Below are 22,131 nucleotides of genomic sequence, written 5' to 3'. Positions count from 1 at the left end.
GACTACCATACATGCTTAATTGCGGCGGTCAAATCTTCCCACAGCAATGATTGATCCAGCTCACATTCCCCGGATAATTACGGCATACCAATTCTTTTTGCTGTCATATAACTTTACACTGCACATTGTTAATTATTGGTTAATCAGGTGTATATAGATGAAGACAATCGCCTCCGCAACGCTGCCCGCCAGCGTACAGCAACCCGAATATGACCGCACACAACTGCGCTCGCGAATTGTGCACTTTGGTTTTGGCGCATTTCATCGCGCGCATCAGGCGCTGCTGACCAACCGGGTGCTGAACGCGCAAGGTGGCGACTGGGGGATCTGTGAAATCAGCTTGTTCAGCGGCGATGTGCTCATGTCCCAGTTGCGTGAGCAGGAGCATTTATACACCGTGATGGAAAAAGGGGCGGACGGAAACCAGCCGATAATTATCGGCGCGGTGAAAGAATGTCTGAACGCGAAACTCGATTCGCTGCCCGCCATTATTGAGAAGTTTTGCGAACCGCAAGTGGCGATTGTTTCCCTGACCATTACCGAAAAAGGCTATTGCATCGATCCTGCCAGTGGAAAACTGGATCTGCAGCAGCCGCGCATCGCACACGATCTCCAGCATCCGGGCGAACCGCACTCAGCGCCGGGGATTTTGGTTGAAGCGCTCTCCCGTCGCCGCGAACGCGGGCTGCAGCCCTTTACTGTGCTCTCCTGCGATAATATTCCCGACAATGGTCATATTGTTAAAAATGCCGTACTCGGAATGGCGCAAACCCGCTCACCGGAACTGGCGCAGTGGATAGAGGAGAATGTAAGCTTCCCGGCCACCATGGTGGATCGCATTGTTCCGGCGGCAACAGATGAATCACTGGCGGAAATTGGCGAAGCGCTGGGCGTATTTGATCCGTGTGCCATCAGTTGTGAGCCGTTCATTCAGTGGGTAATCGAGGATAATTTCGTCGCCGGACGTCCCGAATGGGAAGTGGCCGGCGTACAACTGGTACAGGATGTGCAGCCGTGGGAGCAGATGAAGTTACGCATGCTCAATGGCAGCCACTCTTTTCTGGCGTATCTCGGCTACCTGGCAGGCTTCGCGCATATTAATGATTGCATGCAGGATGACATCTTCCGCACGGCAGTGCGCCGCCTGATGCTCCAGGAACAAGCCCCGACGCTGCGCATTACCGGCGTTGATCTCATCGCCTATGCCGATAGCCTGATTGACCGTTTTTCTAACCCGGCGCTGAAGCACCGCACCTGGCAAATCGCCATGGACGGCAGCCAGAAGCTGCCGCAGCGTATGCTGGACGGTGTTCGGGTACATTTGCAACGCGAAACGCCGTGGCCGCTGTTAGCGCTGGGCATTGCGGGCTGGATGCGCTATGTCAGCGGCGTGGATGATGCCGGTAACAGCATTGATATTCGCGATCCGCTGGCGGATAAAATTCACGCGATTGTGGAAACCAGCAGCGTCGATGAACGCGTAACGGCACTATTGGCGCTTAAAGAGATTTTCGGTAGCGACCTGCCACAAGACCCGACATTTGTTAATGCCATTAATGACGCATGGCAGATGCTTACCACCGAAGGTGCGCATGCAGCGGTGAAACGCGCACTCGGTAATTAACAATTTCTGCTACTAAAGCGGACGGTTAGTGCTTTTACGCCGTCCGTGCCCTTCTCTTTTCGCACTTTTTTCGCCAGGATCGTCAGTCACGCTTACATTTCGTTGACGCCTGGAGCACTTGTGACCAAAACCAACCTCATCACCGGCTTTCTCGGAAGCGGCAAAACCACGTCGATTTTGCATTTGCTGGCCAATAAAGACCCGCAGGAAAAATGGGCCGTGCTGGTGAATGAATTTGGTGAAGTCGGCATTGATGGCGCGCTGCTGGCTGACAGCGGTGCGCTGCTTAAAGAGATCCCGGGCGGGTGTATGTGTTGCGTGAATGGCCTGCCGATGCAGGTGGGTCTTAATACATTGCTGCGCCAGGGGAAACCTGACCGCTTGCTGATTGAACCGACCGGGCTGGGCCATCCCAAACAGATCCTTGATATGCTCACCGCGCCGGTGTATGAGCCGTGGATTGACCTGCGCGCAACGCTCTGCTTGCTCGATCCCCGCCAGTTACTGGATGAAAAAGCACTTCACAACGAAAACTTTCGCGACCAGTTAGCGGCGGCAGATATTGTCGTCGCCAATAAACAGGATCGCGCCACACCGCAGAGCCAGCAAGCGCTGGAGGCGTGGTGGGGCGAGTTTGGTGGCGAGCGCTTACAGGTCAGCGCGACCCAGGGCGTTATTGACGGCGCGCTGCTTGATCTTCCTCGCCGTAACCTGCGTGAGCTGCCTTCCAGTGCCGCGCATAACCATACTCACGACGAGAAGAAAGGTCTTGCGGCATTAAGCTTGCCGGCACACCAGCGCTGGCGCCGCAGCCTTAACAGCGGCCAGGGCCATCATGCCTGCGGCTGGATTTTTGATGAAGAAACGGTGTTCGACACCATCGGTTTACTGGAGTGGGCGCGGCTTGCGCCGGTTGAGCGAGTGAAAGGGGTGATGCGCATTCCGGAAGGATTGCTGCGCGTTAACCGCCAGGGGCAGGATCTGCATATCGAAACACAAAACGTCGCGCCGCCGGACAGCCGTATCGAGCTTATCACCGCCTCGGAGGCAGACTGGAACACACTTCAGTCCGCTTTGTTGAAGCTTCGTTTAAGTCAGTAACACTAACGTTGCCGCCGTGTTAATTGAAAATAGACCCGTAATGAAAACTCGTTTACTGCTCATTTTACTGTTGAACGCCGCAGGACTGGCGCTATTTATTTCCTGGTACTTACCCGCTAACCACGGTTTTTGGTTTCCGCTGGACGCCGCAATGTTCCATTTTTTCAACCAGGGTCTGGTGGAAAACCGCGCTTATTTGTGGCTGGTGGCGCTAACCAATAACCGCGCCTTTGACGCCTGCTCGCTGGTGGCGATGGGCTGTTTAATGCTCTCTTTCTGGTTAAAAGAGGATGCGACAGGCCGACGCCGTATTCTGATGACTGGCCTGACAATGCTGCTGATAGCCGTGGTGATTAATCAACTGGCGCAGCATCTGATGCCCGTCAAACGCGCCAGCCCGTCGCTATTCTTTACCGATATTCACCGGGTTAGCGATTTGCTCGACTTCCCCACCAAAGACGCCTCGAAAGACAGCTTCCCTGGCGATCACGGCATGATGCTGCTTATTTTTGCTGGTGTAATGTGGCGATATTTTGGCCGAAAAGCGTTTGGGGTTGCCCTTATTATTTTTGTGGTTTTCGCCTTTCCGCGCGTGATGATTGGTGCACACTGGTTTACCGATATTGCTATCGGTTCTCTTTCGGCTGTTTTGATCGGTCTGCCGTGGTGTTTGCTAACACCACTTAGCGACAAAATTATTTCTGCCTTTGATCATTCCCTGCCCGGAAATAACAAAATTTAAACAACTTTCGATTATCAATAACACGCATTCATCAGGAATCGTTTTCGATTCCTGATGCGTAATCGCGGCTTTTCCCTAATTTTGTCATTTTCTTGTCACGCCAATCTGCCTATAAAAGAGCAATTTGCACGCTATTTAAGCCAAATTGATTATTTTTTACTCAATCCTGGAAATTCACTTTCTGTATCATAATTTCTTATAAAAAATTAAAGAAAACCGCTCGCCATGCCGAAGATGTTCAGGTAACCTCGGTTCGTCTTGTCGCAAAGAGTGCTCTTTTTCTCATTGCGCGTAAATTTGTGCGTTCTTCCACAAAATTACGTCAGAGCATTTGTCTCGATGCATTCAGATAATTAATCTCGCTGCGTTGGCATTTTTTATAACGATATTTATCGTTAAGGACTTCAAGGGAAAATAAGCAACATGGTCAAATCTCAGCCGATTTTGAGATATATCGTGCGGGCGATACCCGCGATTGCAGTAGCGGTTCTGCTTTCAGCTTGTTCTACAAATACCGCAAAGAACGTGCATTCTGAGACGCTTGCTGTGGGCGAAGACAACTCTTCACTGCAAGCCTCTCAGGATGAATTTGAAAATATGGTTCGTAATCTGGACGTAAAAGGCCGAATTATGGATCAATATGCTGACTGGAAAGGCGTTCGCTACCGTTTGGGCGGCGACACCAAAAAAGGCATCGATTGTTCCGGCTTTGTGCAGCGCACTTTCCGTGAACAGTTTGGTTTAGAGCTGCCGCGTTCCACCTGGGAACAGCAGGAAACAGGTAAGTCCATTTCGCGTACCAGTTTGCGCACCGGCGACTTAGTTCTGTTCCGCGCGGGTTCGACCGGCCGACACGTTGGTATTTATATTGGTAATAACCAATTTGTTCATGCTTCAACCAGCAACGGTGTCATGATTTCAAGCATGGATGAGCCTTACTGGAAGAAGCGCTACAACGAAGCGCGGCGCATCCTGACACGCAGCTAATTGCTTAATGCCGGTTTTCCCTTGGCTGGCGTTAAGTATAAAAAAACACTGCTCCGGCAGTGTTTTTTTATGTCTGCGTTATGCTATACGAATCTTTTCAGGTTATAGTCCGACTCTACCACCACGCCGCCCCGAGCACCTACAATGGGCCAAACGCCATGTTCACCCGCCATTTTTCCGTTAATCGAAAAATTTTGCTGACCAGTCTGCTTATCGGTCTGTTTTCAGCATTAATCGCGAGTGGCTGTCAGTTTTGGTTCGAACAACAACGGCGGGAAGCCCGATACGATACGCTGCTTACTAATATGCAGTCCTGGCTTTCGGACTATCTCAACGATATCCGCGCCACTGCCGAATCGCTCCAACCACTCACGCTGAATGATTGCCACGCCGTCGCCAGCGAACTCACTTCCCGCGCCGCCTTCAGCATGAACGTGCGCGCTTTTTTACTGGTGAAAGATCGCTACGCCTTTTGCTCCTCGGCCACCGGCGAGATGAGCCTTGCAATGAAAGATTTGGTACCGGAAATCGATCTCGATAAAACCAGCGATATGGTGTTTTTACCCGGAACACCGATGATGCCGGATAAACCCGCCATTGCGCTCTGGTTTCGCAGCCCATTACTGGATCATCGGGGTGTATTCGCTACGCTGAACATCAATCTGACACCTTACAGGCTTTACACCTCGCAGCAGCCGGATTTAACCGGTATCGCCCTGGGTATTGGCGATCGTGCTGTCTCCACGTTTTCCAGCGGGCTTATTAACCTGAGCAATATGCCTCAGTCCCCTTTTCTGACCACCCGGATTGAAGGTTCACCAATCACACTTTATCTCTACGCAGAAAAGTGGCGTCCGGAAGATATACAATTCGCCGCACTGCTGGGAGCCACCTTTGGCATGCTGGCAGCATTATTGAGCGCTTTCATCCTTAACACGCAATTACGCCCCGGCAGAGAGATCCTCACCGCGATTAAGCGCGACCAGTTTTATGTCGTTTATCAGCCCGTTATCGGAGCGAAAGATTTAAAAGTGACGGGTATCGAAGTGCTGATGCGCTGGCGGCATCCCACCGCAGGAGAAATATCGCCTGACGCTTTTATTCACTTTGCCGAAGCGCAGCAGCTTATTGTGCCGCTGACATTGCATCTGTTTGATCTCATTGCTCGCGATGCGCCGGTATTACAAACACTGCTCCCGCCAGGCGCAAAAATGGGCGTTAATATCGCGCCGGGCCATTTGCATGCCGCCAATTTCCTTGACGATATCCGCGACTTCGCTCACTCCCTGCCCCCGCACCACTTCAGCATCGTGCTGGAAATCACCGAGCGGGATATGCTGCGCTATACGGAAGTGACCAAACTGTTTGATTCGCTGCGCGACGAAGGTTATGAAATCGCTATAGACGATTTTGGTACCGGACACAGTGCATTGATCTATCTGGAACGTTTTACGCTTGATTATCTGAAAATCGACCGTGGTTTCGTTAACGCCATCGGCACAGAAACCGTGACATCGCCGGTGCTCGACGCTGTCCTCACGCTGGCCAAGCGGTTAAATATGCTCACGGTTGCCGAAGGTGTCGAAACGCCAGAACAAGCCAGGTGGCTACGCGAACACGGCATTCATTATATGCAAGGCTATTTCTTCAGCCGACCGCTGACGCTGGAGCAATTTGTCGCATGGCATCCGCCAGAGTTCACCAGAATGCTTTAGCGTGAATAATTTCACATCAGACCAGGCCTCCCTTATTATTCAGTGATAAGTAGTTAGCGAGCCTGTCGCGTTGCAGGTCAAAGGAACACACCGGATGAAGTTTGTGCGCATTTCAGCTTTATTGCTGGCTTTTGTCGGCCTGACATGTCAGGCGCAAACCATAAAAGAAAGCTACTCATTTGCCGTTATTGGTGAGCCCAAATACGCGATTAATTTTTCCCATTTCGATTACGTGAATCCCGCCGCGCCTAAAGGCGGCAACGTCACGCTGTCCGTAATTGGCACGTTTGATAATTTCAACCGCTACGCATTACGCGGGAACCCAGCGGTGCGCACTGAAGCGCTCTACGACGCCCTGTTTACCACCTCGGACGATGAACCCGGGAGCTATTACCCGCTGGTCGCGGAAATGGCGCGCTACGCTGATGATTATTCATGGATGGAGATCAGCATCAATCCGCGGGCGATATTTCATGACGGTTCACCGATCCGCGCCAGCGACGTCGCGTTTACCTTTCAGAAGTTTATGACCGAAGGCGTGCCGCAGTTCCGCCTGGTCTACAAAGGCACGACCGTCAAAGCCATTTCGCCGCTCACCGTGCGCATTGTGCTGGCGAAACCGGGTAAAGAGGACATGCTCAGCCTGTTAACGCTGCCCGTTATGCCGGAGAAATTCTGGAAAGATCATAAGCTGAGCGATCCGCTCGCCCAGCCGCCGCTGGGCAGTGGCCCCTATCGCATCAGCACCTGGCGCATGGGGCAATACATTGCCTATACCCGCGTTCGCGATTACTGGGCGGCCAATTTGCCCGTGAATCGGGGGCGCTGGAATTTCGATAATATTCGTTACGACTACTACCTCGATGACAACGTGGCGTTTGAAGCTTTCAAAGCGGGCGCTTACGACCTGCGCAGCGAAGGTGATGCGAAAAACTGGGCGACACGCTATATCGGCAGCAATTTCAGCCGGGGCTATATCGTTAAAGATGAGCAGCCAAACACCTCCGCACAGGACACGCGCTGGCTGGCGTTTAACACCACGCGTCCGGTATTTAGCGATCGCCGCGTGCGCGAAGCCGTATCACTGGCCTTTGATTTTGAATGGATGAACAAAGCGCTGTTCTACGGGGCATACAGCCGCGCCAACAGCTATTTCCAGAACACCGAATATGCGGCACGCAACTACCCCGATGCCGATGAACTGACGCTTCTGGCGCCGCTAAAAGCGCAAGTGCCGCCGGAAGTGTTTACCTCGATTTATTCGCCCGCGAAATCAAACGCGGACGGCTATGACCGCGAAAACCTGCTGAAAGCCGATAAATTGCTCACTGAATCCGGCTGGATACTGAAAAATCAGCAGCGCGTTAACGCGAAAACCGGCAAGCCTTTCACCTTTGAACTGCTGCTGCCCTCCGGCGGCAATACGCAGTGGGTTTTGCCGTTTCAGCACAACCTTGCGCGGCTTGGCATTAATATGGATGTGCGCCAGGTCGATAACTCGCAGGCCACCAATCGTCTGCGCAGCCGCGACTATGACATGATGCCGAGTCTGTGGCGCGCGCAACCGTGGCCGAGCGGCGATTTGCAGATATCCTGGAGCTCGCAATACATCGACTCTTCGTATAATGCTGCCGGCGTCAAAAACCCGGCGGTCGATAATCTGATCGCGCAGATCAACCGCTGGCAGGGAAATAAAGAGAAGTTACTTCCGCTCGGACGCGCGCTGGATCGCGTGCTGACCTGGAACTTTTACATGCTGCCAATGTGGTACATGGCAGCCGATCGCGTCGCCTATTGGGATAAGTTTTCCATGCCCGGCATTCGCCCCGTCTACTCACTCGGGTTCGACACCTGGTGGTATGACGTAAACAAGGCGGCGAAACTGCCCGCTGCCAGACGTTAAGGAGAAGAGATGGGCGCGTATCTCATTCGCCGGTTATTGCTGATCATCCCTACGATTTGGGCAATTATCACCATCAACTTTTTTATCGTGCAGATTGCTCCCGGCGGCCCGGTCGATCAGGCTATTGCGGCTATTGAGTATGGCGATCAAAGCAACCTCCCCGGTAGCGGCGGTGGCGGAATGGGCGCCACACATGCACGCACAGGCGTCGGCGATGCGTTGAGCAATAACAGCCACTATCGCGGTGGTCGCGGCCTTGATCCGCAAGTCATTGAAGAGATCAAAAAGCGCTACGGTTTTGATAAACCGATGTACCAGCGCTATTTCAAAATGCTGTGGGATTATGCGCGTTTCGACTTTGGCGACAGCCTGTTTCGCAGTGCGTCGGTGTTGCAACTGATTAAAGACAGCCTGCCGGTTTCGGTGACCATTGGCCTGTGGGGCACACTCATTATCTATCTGGTGTCGATTCCCCTTGGTATTCGCAAGGCAGTCTATAATGGTAGCCGCTTTGACAGCTGGAGCAGTGCGCTGATTATTGTCGGCTACGCCATTCCCCCTTTTCTGTTTGCCATCTTGTTGATTATTTTCTTCGCAGGAGGCAGCTATTACGACTTCTTCCCGCTGCGCGGGCTGGTGTCGACCAATTTCGACACGTTGCCGTGGTATAAGCAAATCACCGACTACTTGTGGCACATCGCTCTACCGGTGCTGGCAACAGTGATTGGTGGTTTCGCCGCGCTGACCATGCTGACCAAAAACTCCTTCCTTGACGAGATCCGCAAACAATACGTGGTGACCGCGCGAGCCAAGGGTGTCAGCGAACGCAATATTATGCGCAAACATGTGTTCCGTAACGCCATGCTGCTGGTGATTGCCGGTTTCCCGGCGACATTTATCAGCATGTTTTTTACCAGTTCGTTGCTGATTGAGGTGATTTTTTCCCTTAACGGGCTAGGGTTGTTGGGTTATGAAGCCACCGTCTCGCGGGACTATCCGGTGATGTTTGGCACACTCTATATTTTCTCTTTGATCGGCCTGCTGCTGAATATCCTCAGTGATATCACCTATACGCTGGTGGATCCGCGAATCGATTTCGAGGGGCGCTGATGGTTCAATTAAGCTACATCAACCGGGCGCGCTGGGCGCGTTTTCGCCATAACCGCCGCGGCTACTGGTCGCTGTGGATTTTCCTGGTGATTTTTATTCTGAGTTTGTGTGCCGAACTGGTGGCTAACGATAAGCCTCTGCTGGTGCGCTATCAGGGACACTGGTTCGCGCCCGTAGTGAGAGATTACAGCGAAAGCGACTTTGGCGGCCCGTTCGCCACACCTGCTGATTACCAGGATCCGTGGCTGCAAAAGCAGCTTGAAGAGCACGGATGGGTGCTGTGGGCACCGGTGCGTTTTGGGGCGCGCAGCATCAACTACGCCACCTCACAGCCCTTCCCTTCCCCGCCTTCGGCGCAAAACTGGCTCGGTACCGATGCAAACGGCGGAGATGTGCTGGCGCGACTCCTTTACGGCACGCGCATCTCGCTACTGTTCGGTTTAATGCTAACCCTCTTTTCCAGCGTTATCGGTATCCTGGCCGGTGCGGTACAGGGCTATTACGGCGGCAAAATCGATCTGCTCGGACAGCGCTTTATTGAAGTCTGGTCGGGGTTGCCAACACTGTTTTTAATCATCTTGCTTTCAAGTGTGATCCAGCCAGGTTTCTGGTGGCTTCTCGGCATCACGGTGGTGTTCGGCTGGATGACGCTGGTGAGCGTCGTGCGCGCCGAATTTTTGCGTACGCGTAATTTCGACTATATCCGCGCCGCGCAGGCCATGGGCGTGGGCGATCGCGGCATTATCCTGCGTCATATGCTGCCCAATGCGATGGTCGCGACGCTGACATTCCTGCCGTTTATCCTTTGTGGCTCGATCGGCACGCTCACCTCGCTCGATTTTCTCGGCTTTGGTCTGCCGCTCGGTTCACCGTCGCTCGGCGAATTGTTATTGCAGGGCAAAAATAATTTACAGGCACCGTGGCTGGGTATCGCCGCGTTTGTTTCTACCGCGCTGCTGCTTTCGCTGCTGATTTTTATTGGCGAAGCCGTGCGCGACGCGTTTGACCCCAATAAGGCGGTGTAAAATGGCGACTCCCCTGCTCTCTGTCGATGCGCTGAGTATTGCCTTTCGCCAGCGTGAAACGCTGCATCCTGTCGTCAATGACCTCTCCTTACGGATTGAGGCGGGCGAAACGCTGGCGCTGGTGGGCGAATCCGGTTCCGGTAAAAGCGTTAGCGCGTTATCGATCCTGCGCCTGCTCCCCTCGCCGCCAGTGGTATACCCCTCCGGCGATATCCTGTTTCATGGCGAGTCGTTATTGCATGCCAGCGAAAGAACCTTGCGCGGCGTGCGCGGCAATAAAATCGCCATGATTTTCCAGGAGCCGATGGTCTCCCTGAACCCGCTGCATACGCTGGAAAAACAGCTGTATGAAGTGCTCTCGTTGCATCGCGGTATGCGGCGTGAAGCGGCGCGGGCAGAAATTCTTGATTGTCTGGATCGCGTGGGCATCCGCAACGCCCGCGCGCGATTAGGCGATTTCCCACATCAACTTTCCGGCGGTGAGCGACAGCGCGTGATGATCGCCATGGCGCTGCTCACGCGTCCTGAACTGCTGATTGCCGATGAGCCAACAACCGCGCTTGATGTCTCGGTGCAGGCGCAAATCCTGACGTTATTGCGCGAACTGCGTGATGAGCTGAACATGGGGCTGCTGTTTATCACCCATGATTTAAGCATTGTGCGTAAGCTGGCGGACAATGTGGCAGTGATGCAAAACGGCCGCTGTGTCGAGCAAAACAGTGCACAGGCCTTGTTCAGCGCACCGGCACATCCGTATACGCAAAAGCTGCTCAATAGCGAGCCCAGCGGCGAACCCGTCGCCCTTTATCCCGATGAACAGCCCTTGTTGCAGGTCGAAAATCTCGCCGTTAGCTTCCCGGTTCGCAAAGGGATCTTTAAGCGCGTGGTGGATAACAACACGGTGGTGAAGGACATCAGCTTTACGCTGCGCCCCGGTGAAACGCTTGGCCTGGTGGGGGAGTCCGGTTCGGGGAAAAGCACCACCGGGTTAGCATTGCTGCGCCTGGTGGCCTCGCGCGGGACGATCCTGTTTGATAATAAACCGCTGCATCAATGGAACCGCAAGCAGATGCTGCCGGTGCGCCATCGCATTCAGGTGGTCTTTCAGGATCCGAATTCATCCCTGAACCCAAGGCTGAACGTGCAGCAAATTATCGAAGAGGGGCTGCGGGTGCATCACCCGGAGCTCTCGCGTGAACAGCGCGAACAGCGTGTGATCGACGTGATGCGTGAAGTCGGGCTGGATGCCGAAACGCGACACCGCTTCCCGGGTGAGTTTTCCGGCGGTCAGCGCCAGCGTATCGCTATCGCCCGTGCGCTGATCCTCAAGCCTGAACTGATTATTCTCGATGAGCCGACATCGTCGCTGGATCGCACTGTGCAGGCGCAAATTCTCGCGCTGCTGAAATCACTGCAGGAAACCTATCGGCTGGCGTATATCTTCATTAGCCACGATCTGCAGGTTGTGCGCACGTTGTGCCATCAAGTGATTGTGCTGAAAGAGGGTGAAGTAGTGGAGCAAGGAGAGTGCCGACGTGTGTTTGATGCGCCTGCCCAGGCGTATACACGCCAGCTTCTGGCATTAAGCTAAATCAGAAAGGATTTTGTCCGGAGAAAGGTTCCGCGATAGCAACGCCGAAATTTTTCAGGCGGCATGTCGCGGCAAACTCATCCTCGCAGTTGACGAACAGACACGGTTCCCCTTCGCACTCAAGCACGGAGCAATTCACTTCGATATCGCTCAGCGCCTGGCTGAGTTTGTGCATGACAGGCCATGCGTTGTCGCCATCCGGGCTCAACAGTTTTAAGGCGACAAGCGTATCGTCCGCTGACTGACCATTTTGCGGAATCGGTTCAACTTTGGCACCTGCAAAACCCTCTAACCAGCGATAGCACTGGGGCAGACGGTGGATGATGGAGAGCTGTAATGTATTCACGTTCTTTCCCCGGAAGTACTTTTACTTCACAAATATTTCACACTCATATTAACACATTATTGACAATTCATCCTGTCAACCACACAGAAATGAACGCATCCCGCGTGGCGTGTGGGGTAGTCGCTCATTTATCAGGATTTTATGGGTAAGCGACAGGCCCGGTTTCGGGGTATATGTACCCGTTTCTGCGATCTAACTCAACCTTTTTCACTACAATGATGTGACTTTTTACACGAACGGATTTTACATAAAATAAACAAATGCGTGGAATGGTAAGTTGTTTCTGGTTGACATGTATCAAAAAAGGGAGCGTTTTTGCTCCCTGTTCAGGTAGGTTACGCCGGTTTTTTCGCCCGACTGGCGTAGAGATAGAAAAGAATCGAGCAGGTAGCGCAGAAGGTAATTGACCAAATCATCGGCCAGGCGGTGTTAAAGGTCGCCATCGATAGCAGCGCACCCACAATGGCACCAATGCCAAAACGGAACGTCCCCGCCAGTGATGACGCCGTGCCCGCCATATGCGGAAACTCATCCAGAATCACCGCCATCGCGTTTGAAGCCACCAGCGCAACGCAGCCGACAAACGCCGCAACGCCCAGCACCAACGACCAGAAACCGACATCCAGCAGCGCCGTCACCACCATCCACAACGCCATGGCAAATTGCACCCACAGCCCGCTGCGGAACATGTTTAAGGCACCAACACGGCGAACGATGCGACCGTTAATCATCGTCGTCACAAACAGGAACACAATGTTCAGCGCAAAGTAGTAACCAAAGTCCTGCGGTGAGATATGGTTAATTTCGATATAGACAAACGGCCCGGCGCTGAGAAAAGAGAACATGCCGGCAAAGCTGAAACCGCTCGCCAGCATATAGCTCAGCACGCGTTTATGGCGAAACAGCGACGCGAAGTTGCCAAGCGTGGTGCGGAAATGGAATTTTTGCCGTTTTTCAATCGGCAGCGTTTCGCGGATAAAAAAGACAATCATTGCCGAGACCAGCAATGCGGCAATCGCCAGGATCCAGAAAATGGCGTGCCAGTTGAACCAGACTAAAACTGCGCCACCAATCATCGGTGCCAGCAGCGGCGCAATAGTTGTCACCAGCATGACAAACGACATCATGCGGGAGAACTCCTCACGCGGATAGATATCGCGCATCAGCGCGTTAATCACCACGCTTGCCGCAGCCGCCGCAAGGCCATGAAAAAAGCGCATGGTGATCAACTGCTCAATGCTCTGCGCCAGCGCGCAGGCAACGGCAGCGGCGGCAAAAACCAGCGTGCCGCCGAGAATAACCGGCTTACGCCCGATGCTGTCGGCCATCGGCCCGTATAACAACTGGCCGACCGCAAAGCCCAGAATATAGGTACTCAGCGTCATCTGCGCGCTGCCCGGCGGAACGCCAAACTGTTCGGCAATCACCGGTAGCGCGGGCAGATACATATCGATGGATAACGGCATCAGCATGGCCAGCAGGCCAAGAATAAACACAATGCTCAGTGATGAGTGTGGCCTGCGGGTCACGTAAATCTCCTGAATTAGCGGGGTGGCATGCCAACGCTGGCAATTTCGTCTTCGGTTAATGGTCGGTATTCGCCCGGTTCGAGATCCGCATCAAGCGCAATCGCACCGATGCGCTCACGGTGCAGGCCTACTACATGGTTGCCGACGGCGGCGAACATCCGTTTGACCTGGTGATAACGCCCTTCGCTGATGGTCAGACGCACTTGTGTTGGCGTGATAACTTCCAGCACCGCAGGCTTGGTGAGATCTTTTTCATTATGCAACTGTACGCCACAGGCAAACTGCTCAGCGGTGTCATCTGCCACCGGTGATTCAAGCGTCACCAGATAGGTTTTTTCGCAGTGATGGCGCGGCGAAGTGATGCGGTGCGACCATTGACCGTCGTCGGTCATCAATACCAGACCGGTGGTATCAATATCCAGGCGCCCCGCCGCGTGCAGCTTATGCGCCACCGGCTCATCAAGGAAATAGAGTACCGTCGGGTGATCCGGATCGTCCGTCGAGCAGACGTATCCTTCTGGCTTGTGCAGCATAAAGTAGCGCGGGCCATTTTGCTGAACGAGGGAATTGCCGTCGTATTCAACCTCATGTTCGGGTTGCAGTTTAAAGGCGGTATCTCTGACGATCTCACCATTGACCGTAACGCGCTGGCCGCGGATTTCACGCCCGGCAATAGCGCGGCTGACGCCGAGTTGCTGAGCGATAAACTTATCAAGTCGCATGAAATTTTTTTGCCTGTATGGTGCTGGGTGCGGGCAATGCGCCCGAAAACAGAAATGAGTACCTGAACAGTATAACGAGCATCACAGACCGCTCAAAGGAAAGATTCGTGGCATACTGTGCAGCGTGAATGTGTAACCTCTGCGAGATAATGACTTTTACTTTACGCCCCTATCAACGCGAAGCGGTGGACGCCACCCTCGCCCACTTCCGTCAACATGCCGAACCTGCAGTCATTGTACTGCCCACCGGTGCAGGAAAGAGCCTAGTTATCGCCGAACTGGCGCGGCTTGCGCGCGGGCGCGTATTGGTGCTGGCGCATGTTAAAGAGCTGGTGGCGCAAAACCACGCGAAGTATGTCGCGCTTGGGCTGGAGGCCGATATTTTCGCCGCCGGTCTTAAAAGCAAACAGAGCCACGGCAAAGTGGTATTTGGCAGCGTCCAGTCCGTCGCGCGTAATCTGGCGCAGTTTCAGGGCGAATTTTCCCTGCTGGTGGTCGATGAGTGCCACCGCATCGGCGACGACGATAACAGCCAGTATCAGCAAATCCTCAACCATTTACGCGAAGTGAATCCTCATCTACGTTTGCTTGGCCTGACGGCGACACCTTTTCGCCTCGGTAAAGGCTGGATTTACCGTTTTCATTATCACGGCATTGTGCGCGGTGATGAAAAGGCGCTGTTTCGCGACTGCATTTATGAACTACCGCTGCGCTACATGATTAAACACGGTTACCTCACACCACCAGAACGGCTGGATATGCCGGTCGTGCAGTACGATTTCAGCCGTTTGCAGACGCAAAGTAATGGCCTTTTTAGCGAAGCGGATTTGAACCGTGAGCTAAAAAAGCAGCAGCGCGTTACGCCGCACATTGTTAGCCAGATTGTAGAATTTGCGCAGACGCGCAAAGGGGCGATGATTTTTGCCGCCACCGTTGAACATGCACGAGAGATAACGGGCTTGTTACCTGCCAATGATGCGGCGCTGATTACCAGTGAAACTCCCGGCCCACAGCGTGATACCTTAATCGAAGCCTTCAAAAAGCAACAATTTCGCTTTCTGGTAAACGTCGCGGTGCTGACTACGGGCTTTGATGCGCCGCATGTGGATTTGATAGCTATTCTGCGCCCGACCGAATCCGTCAGCCTGTATCAGCAAATTGTTGGTCGCGGCCTGCGCCTCGCGCCAGGGAAAACTGACTGTTTAATCCTTGATTACGCGGGCAACCCGCACGATCTCTACGCCCCGGAAATCGGTGCGCCAAAAGGTAAAAGCGATAATGTGCCGGTGCAGGTGTTCTGCCCGGCGTGCGGTTTTGCCAATACCTTCTGGGGAAAAACCACCGCCGACGGCACGTTGATTGAACATTTCGGCCGCCGCTGCCAGGGCTGGCTGGAAGATGATGAAGGCCACCGCGAGCAGTGCGATTTCCGTTTTCGCTTTAAAAACTGCCCGCAATGCAATGCAGAAAATGATATCGCCGCCCGTCGCTGTCGCACCTGCGATACGGTGCTGGTTGACCCGGACGATATGCTAAAAGCGGCGCTGAAACTGAAGGATGCGCTGGTGCTGCGCTGCAGTGGCATGACGTTACAACAGGGTACGGATGAAAAAGGCGAATGGCTGAAAATCACCTATTACGATGAAGATGGCGCGGATGTTAGTGAGCGCTTCCGTCTGCAAACTGCCGCGCAACGCACCGCCTTTGAGCAACTCTTTATTCGCCCACACACCCGCACACCAGGCGTGCCGCTGCGCTGGATTGTCGCGGCAGATATCGTGGCGCAGCAGGCGTTATTACGCCACCCTGATTTCGTCGTCGCGCGGATGAAAGGCCAGTACTGGCAAGTGCGGGAAAAAGTGTTCGATTATGAAGGCCGTTTCCGGCGGGCACATGAATTACGGGGATAATAAATGCGCTTTTGATTGATGTATCGAACATTCAGGGATAGAATACCGCCCGCTTTTGCATCCGCAAAGCCGATCATCTGCCTGTTGCTGGGTCGCCTGTAACAGGATTATTTAAGAGAGATTCAAATGTTTACTATTAACGCAGAAGTACGTAAAGAGCAGGGTAAGGGTGCGAGCCGCCGCCTGCGCACAGCGAACAAGTTCCCGGCTATCGTTTACGGTGGAACTGAAGCGCCAATCGCTATCGAACTGGATCACGACAAACTGTGGAACATGCAGGCGAAAGCTGAGTTCTATAGTGAAGTTCTGACCATCGCTGTTGATGGCAAAGAAGTAAAAGTGAAAGTTCAGGCTGTACAACGTCACCCGTACAAAGCCAAACTGACTCACATCGACTTCGTTCGCGCTTAATCGCCGACAAGTTGAAGAAACCCCGCTCCGGCGGGGTTTTTTTATGCCCGCTCGCTATCGATAAGCGGCTGGCCCGCCCATACGCGAATAGTCCTCTTTCACTGCCAGCTCGCATTTAAGCTGATTGAGCAATTTTCGCGCGCAGTAATGTGAAATTGATACCCGGGTTAACGGCTCCCGTGGGGCGTACAACAGACAACCTGCCCGCACGGGCAGGTTCAAAGGATCACTTCCCGCCGGACAAGCGGCGTTGCAGTTGGTCGCGCAGATTCGGCGGCGTACCTTTAATGGTCAGCGTATCGGTCGCCGGATCCCAGAAAATGCGCTCACCGAGCAGTAAAGCATCGAAATTGATGGTCAGGCCGCCACCACTACCGGCATATTTAGTCAGCTGACGCAGCGTGCTGCGATCCGCCGGGAAGCTCTCTTCCAGTTCGTAGCCCTGACCTGCGGTGAACTCCTCAAAACTGACTTCGCTCACGCCAGCCAGCTCTTTGGAGAGCGAGGCCAGTTCAATCTCTTCGCCCGCCTGCAACTGCTCGTTACAGTAGGTGTAAACCTGCTGGCGCACCGTCTGGCGTTCTGATTTGTCCAGCTCCGCCTGGGCGGTAAAATCGTCCACCGCTTGCAACAACCCGCGGTTCTGCGCTTTGGCGTTCAGCCCTTCGCTAGCCCCGAGGAAATCCATAAAGAAGTCGGCGACTTTTCGCCCTACCCGGCCTTTCAGAAATGTCAGGTAGCGCGTCGACTCCGGATTGGTTTCCCACTCCGTGAGATCAATACGCGCGACAATATCCGCATGGTTAATATCCAGATAGTGTGTAGAGCTGATATCCAGATGTTCATTAACACGCATGCTGCTTAAGTTGTTCAGCACCGCGATCAGCAGATATTCCACCGCCAGGTAACGGTAGTGGCAGAAAAGCACAATACCGCCATCAGCAAACGGATATTTTGCCAGTTCATCACGTAAGCGCCCGGTTGCCGCACGGCTGAAGGCCAGAAACGCTTCTTCACCCTGGCGCTGAAGACGCAGCGCTTGTGCCAGCTCGCTCTCATCGTTAAACAGGCCGTAGGCTTTATTTTTCGCACTGTAAACCCGGTGCAACTCAGCGACCATCTCTTCGACAGGCGCGGTGGGTTCCAGCAAAGAATCGCGCAGCACCAGTTCGAGGGTTTGCTCATCACGTTTGATAAGCTGGTGCAGGGCAATCTGGTTGATGTCCAGACTCATGATAAACTCTCCTTTTAGACCGGCGGTATTCAACCACCACCAACGCGACTGTGCAACTGCTGATAAAAAAGCAGAAAAAAAGCTGTTGCTACGGTAATATGTTGCCCTTTCATGAACAGACTGATTTCGATTTATGCCACAAATCTCCCGCTACAGTGATGAACACGTTGAAAAGCTTCTGAGTGAGCTGGCTAACGTACTGGAAAAACATAAAGCACCGACCGATCTATCCCTGATGGTGTTGGGCAATATGGTGACGAACCTGATTAACACCAGCGTCGCCCCCGCACAGCGTCAGGCTATCGCGAAGTCTTTCGCGCAGGCGTTACAATCGTCCATCGGCGACGACCAGGCGCATTAAGGGAAATATCGACAGTTTATGGTGACCAATCGTCAGCGCTACCGTGAAAAAGTCTCCCAGATGGTAAGCTGGGGGCACTGGTTCGCGTTGTTCAACATTCTGTTGTCCATCGTGCTCGGTAGCCGTTATCTGTTTGTTGCCGATTGGCCGACCACCCTCTCCGGGCGTATTTACTCTTATCTGAGCGTGGTCGGGCATTTTAGTTTTTTGGTGTTCGCCACCTATTTGCTGGTGCTGTTTCCACTGACATTTATTGTGATGTCCCAGCGGCTGATGCGCGTGCTGTCCGCGCTGCTGGCAACCGCCGGCATGACGCTGTTGCTGATCGACAGCGAAGTCTTTACCCGTTTTCACCTGCATCTCAACCCGATTGTCTGGGAACTGGTTATTAACCCGGACCAGAACGAAACCGCGCGCGACTGGCAATTAATGTTTATCAGCGTACCGGTGATCCTGCTGATTGAGATGTTGTTTGCGACCTGGAGCTGGCAGAAACTGCGCAGTCTCACCCGGCGTCGCCACTTTGCCAAACCGTTGGCCGCTTTTTTCTTCGTCGCCTTTGTTGCCACCCATGTGATGTACATTTGGGCCGATGCCAATTTCTATCGCCCCATTACCATGCAGCGGGCGAATCTGCCACTCTCCTACCCGATGACCGCGCGTCGTTTTCTGGAAAAACATGGGCTGCTGGATGCGCAGGATTACCAGCGTCGCCTTGTTGAGCAAGGCAACCCGGAAGCGGTATCAGTACAGTATCCGCTAAGTGATTTGCGTTACCAGGATATGGGTTCCGGCCAGAACGTATTGCTGATTACCGTCGACGGTCTCAACTATTCACGTTATGAGAAACAGATGCCGCAACTGGCGAGCTTCGCTCAGCAAAACGTCACGTTTACGCAGCATATGAGTTCTGGCAATAGCGCTGACGGCGGCTATTTCGGCCTGTTTTATGGCATATCGCCAAGTTATATGGATGGCGTGCTCTCGGCGCGTATTCCGGCGGCGCTTATTACCGCCTTTAACCAGCAGGGTTATCAACTGGGGCTGTTCTCTTCCGACGGTTTTAGCAGCCCGCTCTATCGCCAGGCGCTGTTATCTGATTTTTCGCTGCCCGCTGCAAAAGTGCAGAGCGATGAGCAAACCGCCGACCAGTGGATTAGCTGGCTGGGGCATTATGCACAGGAAGATAACCGCTGGTTCTCGTGGATTTCGCTAAATGGCACAGCGTCCGTTGATATGTCGCAGCCAGGCTTCGCCCGTAAATATGGCAAAGCGGCGGCCAGTGTCGACGATCAAATCGCCCGCGTGCTGGATGCCCTGCGCGCCTCCGGTAAGCTTGATGATACGGTGGTGATCATTACCGCCGGACACGGTGTTCCGGAAAGCAAAGAAGATAATCATTTTGACTGGTCACGCAGCCGGTTACAGGTGCCGCTGGTTGTGCACTGGCCGGGGACGCCCGCGCAACGCGTTAGCAAGTTAACAGATCATAAAGACATCATGACCACATTGATGCAGCGCCTGCTGCATGTCAGCACGCCGGCAAGCGAGTATTCACAAGGCCAAGATCTGTTTACCGCCACGCGCCGTCACGACTGGGTAACCGCTGCCGATAGCGACGTGCTGGCAATTACCACGCCGGAATTGACGCTGGTGCTGAATCAGAATGGGAATTACCAGACCTGGAATGCGCAGGGTGAGAAAATTCGCGATCAGAAACCGCAACTCAGTTTGCTGCTGCAGGTTCTGACGGATGAAAAACGTTTTATCGCTAACTGATTGATTAATTATGAATCACTCAGCCTGCCCTTAGCTTGCAATCATCCATGAAAAGGGTACTATTAGCGCCACATGTCGGCACGTAGCGCAGCCTGGTAGCGCACTGTCATGGGGTGTCAGGGGTCGGAGGTTCAAATCCTCTCGTGCCGACCAAAAAATCCCAAGAAAACCAACCCATTGCGGTTGGTTTTTTTATGCCTGCGATTTGCCTGAAGGCAAAAAAATCCCGGCGATTTTGCCGGGATTTTCATTTTACAAAAGCATTTACAGGGCAATATCCGCAACCTGCTCGCCGTCGTTGTGCGGCTGTGTTGTCGGTTTTTGCACTGGCGGCGTTATATCTGCCACCAGCGACTCGTCGCATTTCAGGCCAAGGATCTCGCTGGTGTAGCGCAGTTCCTGGTCGGCGGCTTCAATGTTGCCATTCAGCTCGGTGCCGAAAGAAGGAATGATCTCTTTCAGTTTTGCCTGCCAGGCATCAGAAGCAAAACGCTCAGTAAACACTTTCGCCATCAGCTCCAGCATGATTGGCGCTGCGGTCGAAGCGCCGGGTGACGCGCCAAGCAGTGCGGCAATGGTGCCTTCTTTATCGTTCACAACTTCGGTTCCGAGGCGCAAAACACCGCCTTTGCCCGTTTCGCGTTTGATAATCTGCACACGCTGACCCGCCTGCCACAAACGCCAGTCCTCTTTCTGCGCCAGCGGATAGTACTCACGTAGCGCATCGAAGCGGTCGTCCTCATTTTGTAGCACCTGGTTAACCAGATATTTCACCAGGCTGAAGTTGGTCATCCCCACGGTCAGCATGGGCAGAATATTCGACGAGTTAGTCGAACGCAGCAGATCCCACAGAGAACCGTTTTTCAGAAAACGCGTCGAAAACGTGGCGAATGGTCCAAACAACAGCACGCGTTTACCATCGATAATGCGCGTATCAATATGCGGTACCGACATGGGAGGCGCGCCCACGGTCGCCTGGCCGTAGACTTTCGCCAGATGGTGGTTGACCACCGCCGGGTTTTCCGCGACAAGGAATTGCCCGCCAACCGGGAATCCCGCATAGTCTGCCGCTTCCGGAATACCGGATGCCTGTAACAGCTTCAGCGCTGCACCACCAGCGCCAATAAAAATAAACTTCGCCTTGATGACCTGCTCCGCGCCAGTTTGCAGGTTATGTAGCGTCACATTCCAGCGATGGTCGGCATTGCGTTTGAGGCCGCGCACTTCAGTGCCCAGTTGCAAAGCGAAGTTCTCTTTTTTCTGCAATGAACCAATCATCTGGCGCGTCAGTTCACCAAAGTTCACATCGGTGCCGATTTCGGTACGCGTGGCGGCAATTTTTTGCCCGGCATCACGCCCTTCCATCACCAGCGGCGCCCACTGTTTGATCTGTTCGGCATCTTCGGAATAGCGCATACCGCGGAACAGGGAACACTGCTGCAACGCTTTGTAGCGCGCACGCAGGAAGTTCACGTTATCGTCGCCCCAGACGAGGCTCATATGCGGCACGGTATTGATAAATGAACGCGGTTCGCGCAAAACACCGGTTTTCACCTGATGCGCCCAGAACTGGCGAGAGATACGAAAGGCTTCGTTGATTTCAATCGCTTTTTTAATACTGACAGAGCCGTCCGCGCTGCGTGGGGTGTAATTCAGTTCCATTAAGGCGGCATGCCCGGTTCCGGCATTATTCCAGCCGTTCGAACTCTCTTCCGCCAGGGCATCCAGCCGTTCCACCATGGTAATCGACCAGGTGGGTTCGAGATCCTGCAACCAGGTTCCCAACGTGGCGCTCATGATCCCACCACCGATTAAAAGCACATCTGTTTCCTGCTCTTTCGATGCGGACGTTTTTGCTGCTTTTGAGACAGCATTAAGCCCGACAGCCATCGAAAACAGCCTGGCAGTCATTTTTTTCATGATGATATTGCCTTACTTTTAGTGCTGCTTTATTCGCATTTATTGAGGGTAAAGTAGTTAGCATCCCTACCGTAGCACTTAAAAAGTGAGATTTAAATAATGTTTAAACATTAAATATTCA

General features: G+C 53.4%; 18 protein-coding genes and 1 tRNA gene. 14 read left to right on the top strand and 5 right to left on the bottom strand.

All coding sequences use genetic code 11. The features are described 5' to 3' along the window. The first annotated feature begins 157 nt into the window (after positions 1-157). The 9 genes from C813_RS30655 to yejF all read left to right on the top strand — a co-directional run bounded on the left by C813_RS30655 (position 158) and on the right by yejF (position 11,798). Positions 158-1,624 (top strand): mannitol dehydrogenase family protein, encoded by a 1,467-nt coding sequence (locus tag C813_RS30655; RefSeq protein WP_017458536.1) that lies wholly within the window; start codon positions 158-160, stop codon positions 1,622-1,624. A gap of 120 nt (positions 1,625-1,744) precedes the next feature. Beyond that, positions 1,745-2,725 carry a CobW family GTP-binding protein gene (locus C813_RS30650; RefSeq protein ID WP_017458537.1) on the top strand — a complete coding sequence of 327 codons (981 nt, stop codon included), beginning with the start codon at positions 1,745-1,747 and terminating at the stop codon, positions 2,723-2,725. A gap of 40 nt (positions 2,726-2,765) precedes the next feature. Next, complete coding sequence (locus tag C813_RS30645; protein ID WP_017458538.1) at positions 2,766-3,467, top strand: phosphatase PAP2 family protein; 702 nt, start codon at positions 2,766-2,768, stop codon at positions 3,465-3,467. Positions 3,468-3,890: 423 nt separating this feature from the next. Next, the gene (mepS, locus tag C813_RS30640) at positions 3,891-4,454 is read left to right on the top strand and encodes a bifunctional murein DD-endopeptidase/murein LD-carboxypeptidase (protein WP_017458539.1); all 564 of its coding nucleotides are present in this window, start codon (positions 3,891-3,893) and stop codon (positions 4,452-4,454) included. Between the two features lie 158 nt (positions 4,455-4,612). Beyond that, positions 4,613-6,169, top strand: coding sequence for a cyclic di-GMP phosphodiesterase (locus C813_RS30635; RefSeq protein WP_017458540.1), 1,557 nt, complete (start codon positions 4,613-4,615; stop codon positions 6,167-6,169). Positions 6,170-6,263: 94 nt separating this feature from the next. Then, positions 6,264-8,072: an extracellular solute-binding protein gene (locus C813_RS30630; protein ID WP_017458541.1), complete on the top strand. Its 1,809-nt coding sequence runs from the start codon at positions 6,264-6,266 to the stop codon at positions 8,070-8,072. Positions 8,073-8,081: 9 nt separating this feature from the next. Continuing rightward, entirely contained in the window at positions 8,082-9,182 is a 1,101-nt protein-coding gene (locus C813_RS30625; RefSeq protein WP_017458542.1) for a microcin C ABC transporter permease YejB, read from the top strand. Beyond that, a complete protein-coding gene (locus C813_RS30620; protein ID WP_017458543.1) occupies positions 9,182-10,207 on the top strand; it encodes a microcin C ABC transporter permease in 1,026 nt (341 codons plus the stop codon). Before C813_RS30625 ends, C813_RS30620 begins: the two co-directional genes overlap by 1 nt. A gap of 1 nt (position 10,208) precedes the next feature. Continuing rightward, positions 10,209-11,798 (top strand): microcin C ABC transporter ATP-binding protein YejF, encoded by a 1,590-nt coding sequence (gene yejF / locus C813_RS30615; protein WP_017458544.1) that lies wholly within the window; start codon positions 10,209-10,211, stop codon positions 11,796-11,798. A 1-nt stretch (position 11,799) separates the two neighbouring features. Here yejF and C813_RS30610 read toward each other — a convergent pair whose 3' ends face one another. From C813_RS30610 to rsuA, 3 genes are all read right to left on the bottom strand, one after another. Beyond that, positions 11,800-12,144 (bottom strand): YejG family protein, encoded by a 345-nt coding sequence (locus tag C813_RS30610; protein WP_017458545.1) that lies wholly within the window; start codon positions 12,142-12,144, stop codon positions 11,800-11,802. A 335-nt stretch (positions 12,145-12,479) separates the two neighbouring features. Then, the gene (locus C813_RS30605) at positions 12,480-13,673 is read right to left on the bottom strand and encodes a Bcr/CflA family multidrug efflux MFS transporter (protein ID WP_017458546.1); all 1,194 of its coding nucleotides are present in this window, start codon (positions 13,671-13,673) and stop codon (positions 12,480-12,482) included. 14 nt (positions 13,674-13,687) lie between these two features. Continuing rightward, positions 13,688-14,395: a 16S rRNA pseudouridine(516) synthase RsuA gene (gene rsuA / locus C813_RS30600; RefSeq protein ID WP_017458547.1), complete on the bottom strand. Its 708-nt coding sequence runs from the start codon at positions 14,393-14,395 to the stop codon at positions 13,688-13,690. A 149-nt stretch (positions 14,396-14,544) separates the two neighbouring features. Between rsuA and C813_RS30595 the strand changes: the two genes are divergently transcribed. Both C813_RS30595 and rplY read left to right on the top strand, forming a co-directional pair. Further along, positions 14,545-16,305 carry a DEAD/DEAH box helicase gene (locus C813_RS30595; RefSeq protein WP_025263903.1) on the top strand — a complete coding sequence of 587 codons (1,761 nt, stop codon included), beginning with the start codon at positions 14,545-14,547 and terminating at the stop codon, positions 16,303-16,305. A 126-nt stretch (positions 16,306-16,431) separates the two neighbouring features. Further along, positions 16,432-16,716 carry a 50S ribosomal protein L25 gene (gene rplY / locus C813_RS30590; RefSeq protein ID WP_017458549.1) on the top strand — a complete coding sequence of 95 codons (285 nt, stop codon included), beginning with the start codon at positions 16,432-16,434 and terminating at the stop codon, positions 16,714-16,716. Positions 16,717-16,942: 226 nt separating this feature from the next. On the opposite strand, the gene yejK is transcribed toward rplY, so the two are convergent. Then, entirely contained in the window at positions 16,943-17,950 is a 1,008-nt protein-coding gene (gene yejK / locus C813_RS30585) for a nucleoid-associated protein YejK (protein WP_017458550.1), read from the bottom strand. A gap of 133 nt (positions 17,951-18,083) precedes the next feature. On the opposite strand from yejK, the gene C813_RS30580 reads away from it, so the two are divergent. The 3 genes from C813_RS30580 to C813_RS30570 all read left to right on the top strand — a co-directional run bounded on the left by C813_RS30580 (position 18,084) and on the right by C813_RS30570 (position 20,243). Then, positions 18,084-18,311, top strand: a complete 228-nt coding sequence (locus tag C813_RS30580; RefSeq protein ID WP_017458551.1) for a YejL family protein — start codon at positions 18,084-18,086, stop codon at positions 18,309-18,311. 18 nt (positions 18,312-18,329) lie between these two features. Next, positions 18,330-20,090: an LPS biosynthesis-modulating metalloenzyme YejM gene (yejM, locus tag C813_RS30575; RefSeq protein ID WP_017458552.1), complete on the top strand. Its 1,761-nt coding sequence runs from the start codon at positions 18,330-18,332 to the stop codon at positions 20,088-20,090. Between the two features lie 76 nt (positions 20,091-20,166). Next, positions 20,167-20,243, top strand: a tRNA-Pro gene (locus C813_RS30570). 111 nt (positions 20,244-20,354) lie between these two features. Here the strand turns inward: C813_RS30570 and mqo are convergent. After that, positions 20,355-22,010, bottom strand: coding sequence for a malate dehydrogenase (quinone) (gene mqo / locus C813_RS30565; protein WP_017458553.1), 1,656 nt, complete (start codon positions 22,008-22,010; stop codon positions 20,355-20,357). Between the last annotated feature and the right edge of the window lie 121 nt (positions 22,011-22,131).

Source organism: Kosakonia sacchari SP1, from assembly GCF_000300455.3.
Classification (GTDB): Bacteria; Pseudomonadota; Gammaproteobacteria; order Enterobacterales; family Enterobacteriaceae; genus Kosakonia; species Kosakonia sacchari.
Note: the sequence above shows the minus strand (reverse complement) of the source record. Positions and strands in the feature narration are given on the sequence as shown.

What these genes read in the sequence shown, in the direction of transcription:
- rplY (WP_017458549.1), top strand. Translation starts at nt 16,432, where the DNA reads ATGTTTACTATTAACGCAGAAGTACGTAAAGAGCAGGGTAAGGGTGCG.
- yejF (WP_017458544.1), top strand. Translation starts at nt 10,209, where the DNA reads ATGGCGACTCCCCTGCTCTCTGTCGATGCGCTGAGTATTGCCTTTCGC.
- C813_RS30625 (WP_017458542.1), top strand. Translation starts at nt 8,082, where the DNA reads ATGGGCGCGTATCTCATTCGCCGGTTATTGCTGATCATCCCTACGATT.
- C813_RS30580 (WP_017458551.1), top strand. Translation starts at nt 18,084, where the DNA reads ATGCCACAAATCTCCCGCTACAGTGATGAACACGTTGAAAAGCTTCTG.
- C813_RS30630 (WP_017458541.1), top strand. Translation starts at nt 6,264, where the DNA reads ATGAAGTTTGTGCGCATTTCAGCTTTATTGCTGGCTTTTGTCGGCCTG.
- rsuA (WP_017458547.1), bottom strand. Translation starts at nt 14,395, where the DNA reads ATGCGACTTGATAAGTTTATCGCTCAGCAACTCGGCGTCAGCCGCGCT.
- yejM (WP_017458552.1), top strand. Translation starts at nt 18,330, where the DNA reads ATGGTGACCAATCGTCAGCGCTACCGTGAAAAAGTCTCCCAGATGGTA.
- C813_RS30635 (WP_017458540.1), top strand. Translation starts at nt 4,613, where the DNA reads ATGTTCACCCGCCATTTTTCCGTTAATCGAAAAATTTTGCTGACCAGT.
- C813_RS30645 (WP_017458538.1), top strand. Translation starts at nt 2,766, where the DNA reads ATGAAAACTCGTTTACTGCTCATTTTACTGTTGAACGCCGCAGGACTG.
- C813_RS30655 (WP_017458536.1), top strand. Translation starts at nt 158, where the DNA reads ATGAAGACAATCGCCTCCGCAACGCTGCCCGCCAGCGTACAGCAACCC.
- mepS (WP_017458539.1), top strand. Translation starts at nt 3,891, where the DNA reads ATGGTCAAATCTCAGCCGATTTTGAGATATATCGTGCGGGCGATACCC.
- mqo (WP_017458553.1), bottom strand. Translation starts at nt 22,010, where the DNA reads ATGAAAAAAATGACTGCCAGGCTGTTTTCGATGGCTGTCGGGCTTAAT.
- C813_RS30620 (WP_017458543.1), top strand. Translation starts at nt 9,182, where the DNA reads ATGGTTCAATTAAGCTACATCAACCGGGCGCGCTGGGCGCGTTTTCGC.
- yejK (WP_017458550.1), bottom strand. Translation starts at nt 17,950, where the DNA reads ATGAGTCTGGACATCAACCAGATTGCCCTGCACCAGCTTATCAAACGT.
- C813_RS30595 (WP_025263903.1), top strand. Translation starts at nt 14,545, where the DNA reads ATGACTTTTACTTTACGCCCCTATCAACGCGAAGCGGTGGACGCCACC.